15 protein-coding genes are annotated in these 14,472 nt (G+C 73.5%); 8 read left to right on the top strand and 7 right to left on the bottom strand.

The features are described from left to right. The first annotated feature begins 63 nt into the window (after window positions 1-63). Entirely contained in the window at window positions 64-1,809 is a 1,746-nt protein-coding gene (locus DSM104299_RS23595) for a hypothetical protein (protein ID WP_272474120.1), read from the top strand. Here the strand turns inward: DSM104299_RS23595 and grxD are convergent, their stop codons facing one another. Together grxD and DSM104299_RS23585 are read right to left on the bottom strand one after the other, a co-directional pair. Next, on the bottom strand, window positions 1,810-2,205 hold the full coding sequence (gene grxD, locus DSM104299_RS23590) for a Grx4 family monothiol glutaredoxin (protein WP_272474119.1): 396 nt from the start codon (window positions 2,203-2,205) through the stop codon (window positions 1,810-1,812). Beyond that, a complete protein-coding gene (locus DSM104299_RS23585) occupies window positions 2,202-2,438 on the bottom strand; it encodes a BolA family protein (RefSeq protein WP_028075921.1) in 237 nt (78 codons plus the stop codon). The genes grxD and DSM104299_RS23585 overlap by 4 nt, the downstream gene beginning before the upstream one ends. 34 nt (window positions 2,439-2,472) lie before the next feature. On the opposite strand from DSM104299_RS23585, the gene DSM104299_RS23580 reads away from it, so the two are divergent. Further along, window positions 2,473-2,859 (top strand): HesB/IscA family protein, encoded by a 387-nt coding sequence (locus DSM104299_RS23580; RefSeq protein WP_272474118.1) that lies wholly within the window; start codon window positions 2,473-2,475, stop codon window positions 2,857-2,859. A gap of 162 nt (window positions 2,860-3,021) precedes the next feature. Then, complete coding sequence (locus DSM104299_RS23575; RefSeq protein ID WP_272474117.1) at window positions 3,022-4,194, top strand: hypothetical protein; 1,173 nt, start codon at window positions 3,022-3,024, stop codon at window positions 4,192-4,194. A 366-nt stretch (window positions 4,195-4,560) separates the two neighbouring features. Here the strand turns inward: DSM104299_RS23575 and DSM104299_RS23570 are convergent, their stop codons facing one another. Beyond that, window positions 4,561-5,181, bottom strand: a complete 621-nt coding sequence (locus DSM104299_RS23570) for a DNA-3-methyladenine glycosylase family protein (RefSeq protein ID WP_272474116.1) — start codon at window positions 5,179-5,181, stop codon at window positions 4,561-4,563. Between the two features lie 4 nt (window positions 5,182-5,185). Beyond that, on the bottom strand, window positions 5,186-5,872 hold the full coding sequence (locus DSM104299_RS23565; RefSeq protein ID WP_272474115.1) for a chlorite dismutase family protein: 687 nt from the start codon (window positions 5,870-5,872) through the stop codon (window positions 5,186-5,188). A gap of 76 nt (window positions 5,873-5,948) precedes the next feature. On the opposite strand from DSM104299_RS23565, the gene DSM104299_RS23560 reads away from it, so the two are divergent. The 5 genes from DSM104299_RS23560 to DSM104299_RS23540 all read left to right on the top strand — a co-directional run bounded on the left by DSM104299_RS23560 (window position 5,949) and on the right by DSM104299_RS23540 (window position 11,474). Further along, on the top strand, window positions 5,949-8,306 hold the full coding sequence (locus tag DSM104299_RS23560) for a lysylphosphatidylglycerol synthase domain-containing protein (protein WP_272474114.1): 2,358 nt from the start codon (window positions 5,949-5,951) through the stop codon (window positions 8,304-8,306). Continuing rightward, a complete protein-coding gene (locus DSM104299_RS23555; protein WP_272474113.1) occupies window positions 8,303-8,599 on the top strand; it encodes a DUF4333 domain-containing protein in 297 nt (98 codons plus the stop codon). The genes DSM104299_RS23560 and DSM104299_RS23555 overlap by 4 nt, the downstream gene beginning before the upstream one ends. A gap of 181 nt (window positions 8,600-8,780) precedes the next feature. Continuing rightward, window positions 8,781-8,957 (top strand): hypothetical protein, encoded by a 177-nt coding sequence (locus tag DSM104299_RS23550; RefSeq protein WP_272474112.1) that lies wholly within the window; start codon window positions 8,781-8,783, stop codon window positions 8,955-8,957. A 75-nt stretch (window positions 8,958-9,032) separates the two neighbouring features. Then, window positions 9,033-10,034, top strand: a complete 1,002-nt coding sequence (locus DSM104299_RS23545; RefSeq protein ID WP_272474111.1) for an esterase/lipase family protein — start codon at window positions 9,033-9,035, stop codon at window positions 10,032-10,034. 708 nt (window positions 10,035-10,742) lie between these two features. Then, a complete protein-coding gene (locus DSM104299_RS23540; RefSeq protein ID WP_272474110.1) occupies window positions 10,743-11,474 on the top strand; it encodes a DUF4389 domain-containing protein in 732 nt (243 codons plus the stop codon). On the opposite strand, the gene DSM104299_RS23535 is transcribed toward DSM104299_RS23540, so the two are convergent. The 3 genes from DSM104299_RS23535 to DSM104299_RS23525 form a co-directional block, all read right to left on the bottom strand. After that, window positions 11,475-12,452, bottom strand: a complete 978-nt coding sequence (locus tag DSM104299_RS23535; protein WP_272474109.1) for a VWA domain-containing protein — start codon at window positions 12,450-12,452, stop codon at window positions 11,475-11,477. After that, window positions 12,449-13,342, bottom strand: coding sequence for a DUF58 domain-containing protein (locus DSM104299_RS23530; protein ID WP_272474108.1), 894 nt, complete (start codon window positions 13,340-13,342; stop codon window positions 12,449-12,451). The genes DSM104299_RS23535 and DSM104299_RS23530 overlap by 4 nt, the downstream gene beginning before the upstream one ends. Window positions 13,343-13,437: 95 nt before the next feature. After that, window positions 13,438-14,466, bottom strand: a complete 1,029-nt coding sequence (locus DSM104299_RS23525) for an AAA family ATPase (protein ID WP_272474107.1) — start codon at window positions 14,464-14,466, stop codon at window positions 13,438-13,440. Window positions 14,467-14,472: the final 6 nt, after the last annotated feature.

Raw genomic sequence — 14,472 nt, 5'->3', positions numbered from 1 at the left:
CACTAGTGTCAGGCCACGAGTAACACGGTCCCAACCCCATGTTCTCTACTGTTCGCGCGACCCGTGCTCAGAACGCGCCTCGCGGTGGGCTTCGCCGCGCTTCTCCCCGCCCTGATCCCGACGGCCGCCCACGCCGCCGGCGATCCCATCCTGCCGCTGGACCAGGTCCAGGCCGGGATGCACTGCACCGGCTACAGCGTGATCCGCGGGACCGCGATCACGTCGTTCGACGTGGACGTCATCGACGTCCTGTCGGGCCCGGACGCGTCGGTGCTGGTCAAGGTCAGCGGCCCCGCGGTGGACGAGACCGGGATCGCGGAGGGCTTCTCCGGCTCGCCGGTGAAGTGCCCGGATCCCAACGACGGCAACACGCCCAAGACGATCGGGGCGATCGCGCAGGGGACCGGCGACTACGGCAACAAGCTCGTGCTGGTGACGCCGATCCAGACGATGCTCGGCGAGCCGGTGATCCCGCCGTCGGGCGCGAAGCCGATGTCGGCCAAGCTCAAGCGCAAGGTCCGCGCGCTCGCGACGCCGATCAGCTTCTCCGGCGTGTCGGGTGCGGTCGCCGACGCGCTGCGCAAGGCCGGGTCGAAGCTCGGCCGCGCGCTCTACGCCGCGCCCGCCGCGCCGCGCGCCGGCGCGTTCCCGACCCAGACGCTCCAGCCGGGGTCGTCGGTCGCCGTCGGCCTGGCGGGCGGCGACGTCGAGGCCGGCGCGGTCGGCACCGTCACCTACGTCGACGGGGCCAACGTGTACGCCTTCGGCCATCCGCTCGACGGCGCCGGGCGCCGCTCGCTGCTGCTCCAGGACGCCTACGTCTACACGGTGGTCAACAACCCGATCGACACCGAGCAGGTCACGTCCTACAAGTTGGCCGCGCCCGGCCACGACCTCGGCACGCTGACCGACGACGCGCCCAGCGCCGTCGTCGGCACGCTCGGCGCGCTGCCCGATCGCTTCCCGCTGCGGGTCACCGCGACCGACCTGGATTCGGGCCGCGTCGTCCACCAGAACTCCGCCATCGCGGACGAGACCGCGGTCGGCCAGCCGACCGGGACGTCGTCGCTGACGCAGGTCGGGCCGGTCGCCGTCGCCCAGGCCGCCTACGACATCCTGCGCGGCTCGCCCGCTCGCCAGTCGGGCGAGATGTGCGTGCGGATCGCCGTGCGCGAGCGCAAGGCGCCGCTGCGGTTCTGCAACACCTACGTCGGCGGCTCGCCGACGTCGCCGGCCGCGCCGCTGGTCGCCGACTTCGGCGCCGCGAGCGGGCTCCTCGACGCCTACAACTTCGGTGTCCTGCACGTCACGCGCGTCGACGTCAACCTCAAGCTGCGCCGCGAGCTGCGCCAGGCCTACATGTTGGACGCGCGCGGCCCGAGCACGGTCAGGCGCGGCCGCGACGTCAAGGTGCAGGTGGCCGCCCAGCACGTGCGCGGCGCCGAGTTCACCAAGACGGTCACGGTCCACATCCCGCGCTACCTGAGCGCGGGGGAGCACATCCTGCAGCTCACGGGCTCGCCCGCCGACGCCGTGGCCGGCGAGGGCGACGCCCAGGACCTCGCGTCGACGTTCACCATCACGTTGGGCGACGACTCGGGCAGCGGCGAGGACGACCCGGGCCCCCGGAACGTCGACCAGCTCGCGGCCGCGTTCGGCGCGCTGGAGCGCGAAGACGGCGTGACCGCGAGCTTCCACGATCCCGGCGACGACAGCGGCGACTCCGCGACGTCCGAGATCGAGGTCTACCGCGACCCGCAGCTGCGCATCAGCGGAAGCGCGAAGCTGCGGGTCGAGGTGCGGCCGTAGCTAGGACAGGCGGTTCTCGATGCCCAGCGGCGCCGGGGCGGCGTCCTGAGCGGGGGCGCTGACGGCGTCCGGCTGCTCGACGCCGAGCGCCTCGGCCAGCTCGCCGGACTCGAACATCTCGGTGACGATGTCGCAGCCGCCGACGAGCTCGCCGTCGACGAAGAGCTGCGGGATCGTGGGCCAGTTCGACAGCGCCGACAGCTCCTGGCGGATCCGCGGATCCGGGAGGATGTCGACGGCGGCGAACGGCGCGTCCAGGGCCTGCAGCGCCGCGACGGTGCGCGCGCTGAACCCGCACGCCGGGGCGTCGGGGTTGCCCTTCATGAAGAGGATCGTCTTGTTGTCGCGGATCGCCTCGGCGATCGCGTCACGGATGGGGTTCGTGTCGCTGCTCATGCCTGCTCCGGGACTTTGGTGGTGAGGGAAAGGGCGTGGATCGGCCCGCCGATCTCCGCGCCGAACACGTCGTAGACCAGCCGATGCTGCGCGATGCGGCTCAGACCGGCGAACGCGGGGGAGACGACGGTGGCGCGGAAGTGGTCTCCGCCTCCCGTCCAATCCTCCACCTCGACGGTGCTGTCCGGGACCGCCGCCTCGATGCGGCGCTTGATCTCGTCGGTCGTCGGCATTCGGCTTGAGGGTATCGCTATCCTTTGTATAGCGATGACCGGAACCACCGTTACGTACCAGGCCAAGGGCGTCCAGTTCACGGACAAGGGCGCCGAGAAGGTCCGCGAGTTCCTGGAGTCCCAGGGCGCGGACGTCACCTCCGCCGGCCTGCGCGTCGGCGTGCGCGGTGGCGGCTGCTCGGGCTTCCAGTACCAGCTCGCGTTCGACGACGAGCACGATGGCGACGCCATCTTCGAGCACCAGGGGCTGCGCATCCTGGTCGACGCCCAGAGCCTTCCCTACGTGGACGGCTCGCAGATCGACTACGTCGACTCGCTGCAGGGCGCGGGCTTCCAGGTGAACAACCCGAACGTGGTCGCGGCCTGCGGCTGCGGCTCGTCCTTCCGCGTGGAGGACGAAGAGCAGGTCTCCGCGGTCTAGCCTGACCGCATCGGCCTCTTCGCCACACGTCGCGGCGCGGCGGCACTCGTTGCCGCCGCCCTCCTGATCCTCGCCGTTGCCGGCTGTGGCGACGACGGCGCGTCCCGCACCGCGACGACGCCCCCACGCGCGGCCCAGCAGGCGCCGGCGGCCAAGCAGCCGGTGACCGCGCCGCCGGTCCTCGCCACGGGGCTGACCGAGACCAACGCGCAGCTGCTGTTCGACGCCGGGTCCCATCCGGACGTCGCGCCCGGGTTCGGGCCGTGGCGCGACCGCGTGGCCGCGCTGCACGTCCAGTACCTGCGCCTGCCGATCTACTGGTCGCAGCTGCAGCCCGACGCGGCCAAGCCCGCCGATCTCGCGATCCCGGCCGACGGCTGCGCCCGCGGCACGCCGCCGTGCGGGACGTTCAGCGGGATCGCCGACGAGCTCGCCGCGATCGCCACGGCCCAGAAGGCCGGCTTCGGCGTCCCGCGGGTGGAGGTCGTGATCGCCGGCGTCCCCGCCTGGGCGGCCAACGGCGCGTCCGGGTGCGAGCGCAAGGACGCCGGCCCGTCGTCGCGGCCGATCAACGCCGCCGGGATCGAGGCCTACAAGGCGCTGATCGGGCAGGTCGCGCAGCTCGCCGCCCAGCAGGGCGCGACGCTGACGTACTGGAGCCCGTGGAACGAGCCGAACCACCCGGCGTTCATCAGCCCGCAGCGCGCCGAGTGCAAGGCGTCGTCGCCGACGCTCGCGGCGGGCGTCTACGCGCAGCTGGTCCGCGCGGCCAAGAGCGCGCTGGACGCGCTGCCCGGCGGGCAGCAGCTCGTGCTCGGCGAGATGGCCGGGTCGACCGTGCCCTCGCCGCGGCGCTCGACGGTCCAGGAGATGGTCGCGGCGCTGCCCGACGACGTCGCCTGCGCGTCGCGGCTCTGGTCCCAGCACGACTACGCGCAGGTGACGCCGGACCCGGACAAGCCCGACCCCGTGATCGCGCTCGAGCACGCGCTCGACGCCCGTCCCTGCACGCAGGGGGCGCACATCTGGGTGACGGAGACCGGGGTCGGCGGCGCCGATCCGGGCGGCCTGCGGCCGGTCGACGACGCCTCGCTGCGGGCCCAGTGCCGCGCCCAGGACGCGAAGCTGCGCCAATGGGCCGACGACCAACGCGTGGACGCGGCGTTCCAGTACACGTTCCGCGAGGACTCGGCCTACCCGGTGGGGTTGGCGGACGCTGGGTTGACGCGGACGTACCCGACGTATGACCTGTGGGCGGCGTACGGGGCGCGGAAGCCGAGCGACCCGCCGCCGGCGCTGCCGGCGGGGTGCGCGGAGCCGGGGGCGGCGGGGTAGGCGCGGGCGTTGGTGGCGCCCAGCGCGTCTGCGTTGGGCGCTGCGCGGCGTGGTGCGTCCTCATCGAGGGCGTGAAGGCGCCGGGGCGGCGCCACCGCCTGGCTGGTGTGGCTCGTCGCTGATCATGCTTCGGGGCGGGCTCGATCGCGTCAAGTCCGCGTATATCGCGGACTTCACGCGATCCATGGCGCCCGATGCGACGATTCGGCCCCGAACTCGCCCCCCGGCGCTGCCGCGAGGACGAGCCACATCAGTCCCGGTGGCGCCGCCTCCACACTCGCACGCTCTTGATGACGGACGCACCACGCACCGCAGCACGACCACGCCCCGCGCTGACGACCAACCAGCGCACGCGCCCACAACGCCTCAAGCCGTCGGCACCACCCGCATCCACGCCCACAACAGCGCACACGCGGTCGACCGATGCGGCCGCCACGGCTCGGCCAGCGCGTAGATCTCGTCGCGCGTCGGCAGCGCCGGCAGGCTCCAGCCGCGCTCGATCGCGCGGGCGATCACGAGGTCGCCCGCGACGAGCACGTCCTCGCGCGCGAGCTCGGTGACCATCAGCACCTGCGCGGTCCACTCGCCGATGCCCTTGACCGCGGTCAGCTCGGTGATCAGCGCTTCGTCGTCGAGCGTGCCGAGCGCGTCGAGGGCGAGCGCGCCGTCGTCGATGTGCTCGGCCAGCGACCGCAGCGAGACGACCTTGGCGCGCGACAGCCCGACGGACTTCAGCTCGTCCGGGTCGTCGGCGAGGACCTGCGCCGGCGTCGGGTCGCGGCCGTCGAAACGCGCCTGCAGCCGGCCGTGGATCGCGCGGGCCGCGCCGACCGACAGCTGCTGGGAGACGATGGCGCGGACGATCGCGCCGTACGGGTCGCCGGTCGGCGTCCACCGTGGGACGTCGCCGCCGAGGTCGTCGATCATCGACGCGAGCACGGGGGCGGCCGCGCGCAGGTGCGCGACCGCCTTGCGCTCGCGGGCCACGACGCTAGATCGCGACGGACAGGGGCTCGCCGTCGAGGGCGATCAGCGCACGCTCGATCGACGTGCTGATGCAGGTGAACGACGGCGTGTCGCGCAGCGTCCAGGCCGACGCCTCGGTCGTGCGCAGTCGCTGGACGAGGTCCAGGAACGCGCCCGCGTCGTCGGTGTCGAACGCGACGACGAACTCCTGGTCGTCGAGTCCGAACGAGTACGTCGTGTGGTTGTCGACCGTCGGGTACTCGCGGCCGACCGCGATGTGCTCCTGCATGATCCGCCAGCGCTCTCCGGCCTCCAGGCCGTACCACTCGCGCGTCTTGACGAACGGGTAGACGAAGAGGTACTTGCCCTTGAAGCGGCGCGGGATGTGGCGCTCCTCGTCGCTGTACTCCGACGCCTTGCGCAGGCCGAGGAACGAGTAGGGCTCCGCCGCCCACTTCATGAGCCCGGACTGGCTCAGCACCACGTGGAACTCGTGGATCCGGTCGAGGTTCTCGGCCTCCATCACGAGCATCAGGTCGGTGTCGCCGCGGGTGCCCACGAGCGAGAAGCCCTGGATCAGGTGGTCGGTCCCGAAGTCCTCGCAGGCGGCCAGGAACTCCTGCTTGTGCAGTGCGCGCTCGGACTCCGGCAGGCGGCGCCAGGCAGGATCGAGCTTGAGGAAGGTGTACTTGACGAAGTGACGGTCGGCCATGGGCGCCATCCAGTGTATGTGAAGGGGAGTTATCCCCAGGGTGGTTCCGGGGCTCGGCTGGATAGCATGCAAGCTGATGCGCATCGCGCTTCTTTCCCCGTATTCCTGGACGTACCCCGGGGGTGTGACGCGGCACATCGAGGCACTGCGGCAGGAGCTCGCCGCGCTCGGTCACGATGTGCGAGTCCTCGCACCCGTCGATCCGCCCGACAAGTGGTCGGCGCGGCGGCATCGCGGTGCCGTTCCGCAGGAGCGCGAGCTGCCGGACTGGCTGGTCCCGCTCGGGCGCACGATGGGCTTCCCGGCCAACGGCGCGGTCTCCAACCTGACGATGCCCTACGCGCCGAACGTGAGCGCGCTGCGCGAGGAGCTGCGGACCGGCGGCTACGACGTCGTCCACCTGCACGAGCCGGTCGTCCCGTGCGTCGGCTGGGACACGCTGATGTCCTGCGGCGTGCCGATCGTCGGCACGTTCCACTGCTACTCGACCAACGCGGTCTCCAACGGCATCGCGGTCGCGATCGGCGCCCGGCGCCGGCTGAACCGGCTGAAGGTCCGGATCGCGGTGTCCGACGCCGCCGCCTGGACGGGCGAGCGCTTCTACGGCGGCCGCTACCGCGTCATCCCGAACGGGGTCGCGGTCGATCCGTCGCTGACGGCCGCTCCGGCCGAGCCGGTGAGCGCCGAGCGTCCGCTGCGGATCGCGTTCGTCGGCCAGGCGGTCGAGCGCAAGGGGCTGCCGGTGCTGCTGCGCGCCTTCGAGGCGCTGCGCGAGCACGTGCCCGCCGAGCTGCGGATCGTGGGCGCGACGCCCGAAGAGGTGCAGCCGCTGCTGCTCGACGGCGACACCGGCGTCACGGTGCTCGGCAAGGTCGACGACGCGGAGAAGGTCGCGGTCCTGCGCGACGCCGACGTGCTGGCCGCCCCGTCGCTGGGCGGCGAGTCGTTCGGCATGGTCTTGACGGAGGCGTTCGCGGCCGGCACGCCGGTCGTGGCGTCCGACATCGCCGGCTACCGCGACGTCGTGCGCGACGGCGTCGACGGCCTGCTCGTGCCGCGCGGCGACGCCGCCGCGCTGGGCGACACGCTGCGCGCGCTCGCGCTGGACCACGAGCGCCGGGCCGCGCTGGGCGCCGCCGCGCTGGAGAGCGCGAAGCGCTACGCGTGGCCGGTCGTCGCGGCCGAGGTCTTGAAGGCGTACGAGGACGCGGTCGCCGTAGGGGCGCCCGAGGGCTCGCGCGTCCAGCGCGCGGCGGTCCGGGTCGGCGCGCTGCCGGCCGACCTGCTGCCGCGCCGTCCCGCCCGCCGCCTGCCGTCGATGGAGACGCCGAGGCCGCGCTCCGGCGGCGCGCGCCGGCCGGTGCTCGCGTTCGTTCGCCGTGCGCTGCTGGCGCTGGTCGCGCTCGCGATCGTGGCCGGGTCGGTCGTCGCGCTGGAGCGGATCGGCTTCGACCGGATCGGCCATTCGCTCGTGCACGCGACGCCGCCGTGGGTGATCGTCGCGCTCGGTCTGATGTGCGCCTCGATGGTCGTGCGCGCGGTCGCGTGGACCGCGATCCTGCGCGCCGCGATGCCCACGGCCCCGCGGCCGCGGCTGCGCGACGCCCTGCAAGGGACGATGATCGGCGTGCTGATGTCCGCGACGCTGCCGGCGCGCCTGGGCGAGCCGGCGCGCGCGATGATCGTGGCGCGCCGGATCGGGCGCCCGCGCGACGGCGTCCCGGTCGTGCTCGGGACGATCGTCTCCCAGACGTTGTTGAACATCTTGGCCCTGGCCATCCTGGGCGCGGTCATGTTCCGCTCGGTCCCGGTGTTCCATCACCACGAGAGCGGGCTGATCGCGTTCGCGGCGCTGCCGCTGGTGATCCTCGGTGCCGTGCTGGGTGCGCCGGCGCTGCTGCGGGATCGCGGCTGGTCACGCAGCGCGCGGGTGCGCGCGTGGTCGCGTCAGGCCCGGCGGGCGACCGCGCAGGTCCGCGCCGGGCTCGAGGTCTTCCGGCATCCGAAGCTGGGCGCCGCCGCTGTGAGCGCGCAGCTGCTGGCGTGGGTCATCCAGTGGATGTCCTGCTACGTGCTGCTGGTCGCGTTCGGGCTGGACGACCGCGCGGGCGTCGGCGCCGCGGCGGCGGTCCTGTTCGCCGTGAACGTGAGCGCCGTGCTGCCGGCCACGCCGTCGAACCTCGGCGTCTTCCAGGCCGCGTGCGTGTTCGTGCTGCACAAGGGCTACGGGATCAGCGTCGAGGACGCGCTGGGCTACGGGATCATCCTGCAGGCCGTCGAGATCGCGACCGCGTTCGTCATGGGCGCCCCGGCGCTGTTGAAGGAAGGCGTGTCCTGGCGCGACGTCCGCCTCCGCGCGATGCACGCCTCGCCGGTCGAGCTCCCGCCGCTGCCGCGCCGCGGCGACAAGGCGGCCATCGAGGTCGACGCTTGACCAGCCGGGCGACGGCGCTCTTCGCGCTGTCGTCCGTGCTGTTGGGAGCCGGAGTGACTGGCTGCGGCAGCGACCGCGTCGACCGCAAGGACCTCGAGTCCAAGGTCTCCGACTTCATCCACCGCCAGACCGGCTCGACCGCGGCCGTCCACTGCCCGGACGACGTGAACCCCTCCAAAGGCTCCCGCACCACCTGCACCGCCGACCTGTCTGGCGCGAAGACGAACCTGGACATCGTCTTCACGGAGAAGGGCCGGTTCCAGGTGCACGTGGACACGTCGAAGCTGGGCTGAGCCGGCGGGCGGTTACCGCGCCCTCCTCGCTCTGGGCGCCGCCACCCCGGCTCGGCCGCAGTCATTCACCTCGGCACCGTGGCCGCATCGATCCCCACCCACTCCGGCAGCCTCCGGTGGCCAGAGGGCGCCGGGCCCGCCGCTACGCTCTGCGCTCGCCGAACGTTGTGCCTGCCGTGCCGTGGCCGCCGAAGACCTCGCCGACGAGCTCGAAGCCCGAGACCAACTGCTCCTCGCCTGCCGCGAGGTCCTGCTGACGATCGGCACGCGGGAGGCGGTCGCGCTGGTCGCGCACATCAACGCGGTGCTGGACCTCGACGACGGGTACGCCCGCGCCGCCGAGGACGACGGTGAGTAGGTCGCCGTCCGCGCGCTCGTGCTCGCGCACTTCCTGTTCGACCTCGCCGGCTGGCACGTGTCAGCGTAGGCCGACATGTCCCGCTCCCGCACCCTCGTCGCCACGGCGCTCGCGTTCGGCGTCGCCGCCCTCGCCGCCCTCGCCGGCCCGCCGGCGGTCCCCGCGGCGCCCGCCGCCGAGCCCGCGCTCACCGTCGGCCACGCCACGCTGAACCGCGCGCTGCACTGCACCGGCGCCCTCGAGCACGCCAAGCGCACGCCGCTCATGCTCGTCACCGGGACCGGCGCGAGCGGGACCGAGGCCTACACCATCGGCAAGCCGGCGCTCGACGATTACGGCGCGCCCGTCTGCTACGTCGACTTCCCCAACTTCACGACCGCCGACATCCAGGTCTCGGTGCAGTACCTCGTCAACGGCCTGCGCGTGATGTCCCAGCGCGCGGGGCGCAAGGTCGCGGTCTTCGGCATCAGCCAGGGTGGGCTGCTGCCGCGCGTCGCGCTGACCTACTGGCCGAGCCTGCGCGCGCAGGTCTCCGACGTCATCGCCGCCGCCGGCACGCAGCACGGCACCGTGCTCGGCGATCGCACCGCGTGCGCCACCGCACCCGGCTGCACGCCGGCCAACTGGCAGCAGGCCGCCGGCTCCCATTTCCTGCGCGCGCTCAACGCGCAGCCCGACGAGACGCCCGGACCGACCGCGTGGACGACCGTGCGCTCCAGCAGCGACGAGGTCGTCCAGCCGCAGACCGGCGCGCATCCCACGTCGGCGCTGCAGGGCGCGACCAACGTGCTGATCCAGTCGGTCTGCCCGGGCCGCAAGGTGACGCACATCGGCACGGCCTTCGACTCCGTCACCTTCGCGCTCATCGACGACGCGATCACGCACGCCGGCCCCGCGCGCCGCTCCCGGCTGCCCGCCGCCGTCTGCGCGCAGCCCTACGCGCCGGGCCTGGACACGGCGTCGATGACCACCGTGCTCGGCGCCGCCGGCAACCTCACCGGCGGTCGCTCGACGTCGCAGCCGCGCGTGACGCGCGAGCCGAAGGTCCGCGCCTGGATGACCCGGCGGGCCGACTGAGGACGGGCCGCGAGCGATCCTCCGCGCTTCGGGTGTGCCTCGTCCTCGGGGCAGCGGTCGGCGGCGCGTGAATCTGCCGTTGACGGAGGTCAACGGTGTTTTGGTGACCTATGGGCCCCCGGAACCACCGTTCACCTTACGCGCGACCCTGCGCTCCGCCGTTCGCGCCTGAATCGCCCTCGCCCTCCCACGCCCGCCGCCCGGCCACGCGCTGGGCTGCGACGACTGCCCGACCAGCCTCCTGCTCGTCGACGCGAACGACACGCTCGCCGCCGTCGCCCTCGCGTTCCAGACGCTGCTCTACGTGGCGCTGTTCGCGATCGTGCTCGTCCGCCTGCTACCGAGGCCACCGTCATCATCCGCCGCGCCGGCGGCGCGGTCGCCATCGAGATCCGCGACGACGGCGTCGGCGGCGCCGACCCGACCCACGGCTCAGGGCTCCAGGGCCTCGCCGACCGGCTCGCGGCGATCAACGGGGCGCTCGCGGTCCGCAGCCCTCGCGGCGCGGGGACGTGCCTGCTCGCGCAGATCCCGTACGCCGACGACCTGCACGCTGAAGGATCCGGAGCGCTGAGCACCGGCCCGCAGCGGTAGATGCGCCGCGGGGCCGCGCCAGAGGAGTACGCTGGCGCAGAAGCACATCAGCGCGGCGCTTCTGGATCCCGACCGCGGGATCGCTTCCGCCGCGCACCGAGAGGAGCGCGTTCCATGAGCGAGCACGCCGCAGCGTCCGTCTATCCGGCGCGGGTCACGGGGGAGCTCGACGACCATCTCAGCCGCTGGCTGTGGCTGGTCAAGTGGGTGTTGATCATCCCGCACATCATCGTCCTCGCGTTCCTGTGGGTCGCGTTCTTCGTCACGACCGTCGTCGCCTTCTTCGCGATCCTCTTCACCCGCCGCTACCCGCGCGCGATCTTCGACTTCAACGTCGGCGTGCTGCGCTGGACCTGGCGCGTGGCCTTCTACTCCTACAGCGCGCTCGCGACCGACCGCTACCCGCCGTTCACGCTCGCCGAGGTCCCGGACCACCCGGCGCGGCTGGACGTCGAGTACCCGCAGGAGCTCTCGCGCGGCCTGGTCCTGGTCAAGTGGTGGCTGCTCGCGCTGCCGCAGTACGTCGTCGTCGCCGTCTTCGCCGGCGGCGCCTGGGCCGGGTTCAACGCGGCCGGGGACCACGGTGGCTGGAGCTCCGGCGGCGGCCTGATCGGCCTGATGGCCTTCATCGCGGGCGTCGTGCTGCTGTTCACCGGCCGCTACCCGCGCGGCATCTTCGACTTCATCATGGGGATGAACCGCTGGGTCTTCCGCGTCATCGCCTACGCGACGCTGATGACCGACCGCTACCCGCCGTTCCGGTTGGACATGGGCGGCGCGGAGCCGACGCCGGACGCCGCAGCAGCCGACGTCGTCGGTCCGACGCCGGCGGCCGGGCTGTCCTGACTAAGGCAGCCGGCCCACGCGGGGCAGCGAGAGCAGCCCCGCGGCCAGCAGCAGCACCAGCCCGGCGCCCGCGAAGCCCGCGGTGATCTCGCGGTCCTCGTGCTTGGTCGCCAGGCGCGAGCCCAGGGACGAGTAGATCGAGCGCAGCTGGCCGGCGTCGCCGGAGGTGAAGGCGCGGCCGCCCGACAGCTCGGCGATCTGCTTCAGCGTCTCCGGATCGGGCGGGACCGCGATCGGCGGGCTGAGCGGGCTGACCGGGTTCGGGATCGTCGCGTCGGCGGTGCCGAGCGCCACGGTGTAGACCGGGACGCCGAGCTTCTTGGCGGTCTTCGCGACCTCGACGGGGTCGCGGCCGGTCGTCGTCTTGCCGTCGGACAGCAGGACGATCGCGCTCGCCGGCCGCGCGGCCTTGCGGCCGTTGGGCGCCAGCGTGTCGAGCGCGACCTGCAGGGCCTCGCCGGTCGCGGTCGCGCCGACGGCGGACTGCGCCTCGATCGTCTGGCGCACGCGGTCGTGGTCGGTGGTCGGCGCGAGCGTGCCGTCCGGTCCGTCGCTGTAGGCGACGACGCCCACGCGCGTGGCCTTGGGCAGCTTGGCCAGGAACGTCTCGGCGGCTTCCTCGGCCGCGGTCAGGCGGTCGGGCTCGACGTCGGTCGCCGACATCGACCCGGAGTGGTCGGTCACGAGGACGACGGACGCGCCCTCGACCGGCACCGCGACCGTGCGCTGCGGCTTGGCCAGCGCGAGCGCCAGCGCGGCGATCGCGGCGAGCGCCAGCGCGGTCGGGACGTGCCGGCGCCACGAGGAGACCGAGCCGGCGGCGAGCGCCAGCGTCGTGGCCGCCGGGAAGCGGATCGCATAAGACGTGCGGCGCCGGCGCGCGGCGGCCAGGAGCAGGAGCGCGACCGGGATCGCGAGCAGCGCGAGCAGCCCGATGGGGGAGCCGAAGGACAGCGCGAGCGGCGTGGCGACGGTCATCGCAGCCTCCGCCCGAGCTGCAGCAGCCAGTCTTCGTCGGTCCGCAGCGGCGCGTGGTCGACGCGCAGCCGCCGCAGCTCGGACGCCAAGGTGGCGCGGCGCTCGGCCTCCAGGGCCTCGAAGCGCTGCCGGATCTGTGGCCGCGACGTGTCGACCTCGGTCCGCCGCCCGGTCTCGGGATCGACGACCGCGATGCGGCCGACCGGCGGGATCGACGCCTCGCGCGGGTCGTGGACCTCGACGGCCAGGACGGCGTGACGCGCGCGCAGGACGCCCATCTGGCGGGCCCAGTCGCGCTGCTCGCGGAAGTCGGAGATGACGACGACCAGTCCGGGCAGGCGCGCGACCTTGCCGACGCGGCCGAGCGCGTTGGCCAGCGCGTGCGGGTCGTGCATGCCGTCGACCGCGTTGCCGGCGCCGAGCGTGCGGCGCAGCGCCACCAGGCCGGCCTTCGAGCCGCGCGGCGGCTGCACGCGCGTGTCGCCGTCGCCGAAGGTGGCGATGCCGATGCGGCCGGCGTGCCGGAGCGCGAGGCGTCCGACCGCCAAGGCGACGCCTTCGGCCACGTCGGCCTTCAGGCGCGACGCCGTCCCGAAGGCCATCGAGGACGAGACGTCGAGCGCGAGCCACGTCGTCAGCGTCCGCTCAGGGACTTCGAGGCGTACATGCGGCTCGCCGGTCCGGGCGGTCGCGGCCGCGTCGATGCGGCGCACGTCGTCGCCGAACGCGTAGGGCCGGATCTGCGCCAGCTCGGTGCCGGCGCCGACGCCGGCCGCGCGGCGGTCGCCCGGCAGCGCGCCGGCGACGCGCTGCGTCACGGCGATCGCCAAGGCATCCAACAACGCCGGCGGCATCGGGCCGGGCCCCTGCCGGGCGGCAGGCGGCGCCATGGCAGCGCGCGCCCGCCGCGCCGGAGCGGCAGAAGTCGACCCGCCCGCCCCGGGCGGCACGGTGGTGGGGTTGTCGGTGCCGGACGGCATCGGGGCTAGGCCGCGTGGCTCCGGGTCCGGTGCAGGTAGCGGTCCTCGGGCTCGGGGACGGCCTCGAGCACGCGATCGAGGATCCCGTCGGCCGTCACGCCCTCCGAGAGCGCGTCGTAGGACAGCACGAGCCGGTGGCGCAGGACGTCGGGCGCGAGGTCGCGGACGTCGCCCGCGTTGACGTACCCGCGGCCGCGGAGCATCGCCAGCGCGCGCGCCGCGTGCACCAGGCCGATCGGCCCGCGCGGCGAGGCGCCGAACTCGACCATCCCGGTCAGGTCGCCCATGCCGTGCGCGGCCGGGTGGCGCGTCGCGTCGGCCAGCGCCACCGCGTAGGCGATGATGTCGCGGTCGACCATGACCTCGGCGGCGAGGGCCGCGTAGCGCTCGAGGTCCGGAAGCTCCAGGCGCTGGCGCACGTCGGCCTTGCCGCCCAGCGAGCGACCGACGACCGCGGCCTCCTCGCCCGGCGTCGGGTAGTCGACGAGCAGCTTCATGAGGAAGCGGTCCACCTGCGCCTCGGGCAGCGGGTAGGTCCCCTCGGACTCGATCGGGTTCTGCGTCGCGAGCACGAGGAACGGGCGCGGGACCGGGAACGTCTGGCCGCCGATCGTCACCTGGTGCTCCTGCATGACCTCCAACAACGCGCTCTGCACCTTCGCGGGCGCGCGGTTGATCTCGTCGGCGAGCAGCACGTTGCCGAAGACGGGGCCGAGCTCGGTGTCGAAGCGCCCGGTGTCCGGACGCCAGATGCGCGTGCCGACCAGGTCGGCCGGGACCAGGTCCGGCGTGAACTGCACGCGGCGGAACTGGCCGCCGACGACGTCGGCGAGCGTCCGCACGGTCAGCGTCTTGGCCAGGCCCGGCACGCCTTCGAGCAGCACGTGGCCGCCGGCGAGCAAGGACACCAACAAGCGCTCGAGCATCGCGTCCTGGCCGACGATGACGCGCTTGATCTCGTGCAGCGCCTCGCCGAGCGCACGGCGCGGATCCTCGTGGGGATCGTGCGGTGCCTGGGTGGTGATCTCGTCCATCAACGT

This window comes from Baekduia alba (genome assembly GCF_028416635.1).
Classification (GTDB): domain Bacteria; phylum Actinomycetota; class Thermoleophilia; order Solirubrobacterales; family Solirubrobacteraceae; genus Baekduia; species Baekduia alba.
Note: the sequence above shows the minus strand (reverse complement) of the source record. Positions and strands in the feature narration are given on the sequence as shown.

Coding starts and splice junctions, on each gene's coding strand:
- grxD (WP_272474119.1), bottom strand. CDS start 2,205: ATGAGCAGCGACACGAACCCCATCCGTGACGCGATCGCCGAGGCGATC.
- DSM104299_RS23585 (WP_028075921.1), bottom strand. CDS start 2,438: ATGCCGACGACCGACGAGATCAAGCGCCGCATCGAGGCGGCGGTCCCG.
- DSM104299_RS23580 (WP_272474118.1), top strand. CDS start 2,473: ATGACCGGAACCACCGTTACGTACCAGGCCAAGGGCGTCCAGTTCACG.
- DSM104299_RS23565 (WP_272474115.1), bottom strand. CDS start 5,872: ATGGCCGACCGTCACTTCGTCAAGTACACCTTCCTCAAGCTCGATCCT.
- DSM104299_RS23560 (WP_272474114.1), top strand. CDS start 5,949: ATGCGCATCGCGCTTCTTTCCCCGTATTCCTGGACGTACCCCGGGGGT.
- DSM104299_RS23545 (WP_272474111.1), top strand. CDS start 9,033: ATGTCCCGCTCCCGCACCCTCGTCGCCACGGCGCTCGCGTTCGGCGTC.
- DSM104299_RS23540 (WP_272474110.1), top strand. CDS start 10,743: ATGAGCGAGCACGCCGCAGCGTCCGTCTATCCGGCGCGGGTCACGGGG.
- DSM104299_RS23535 (WP_272474109.1), bottom strand. CDS start 12,452: ATGACCGTCGCCACGCCGCTCGCGCTGTCCTTCGGCTCCCCCATCGGG.
- DSM104299_RS23530 (WP_272474108.1), bottom strand. CDS start 13,342: ATGGCGCCGCCTGCCGCCCGGCAGGGGCCCGGCCCGATGCCGCCGGCG.
- DSM104299_RS23525 (WP_272474107.1), bottom strand. CDS start 14,466: ATGGACGAGATCACCACCCAGGCACCGCACGATCCCCACGAGGATCCG.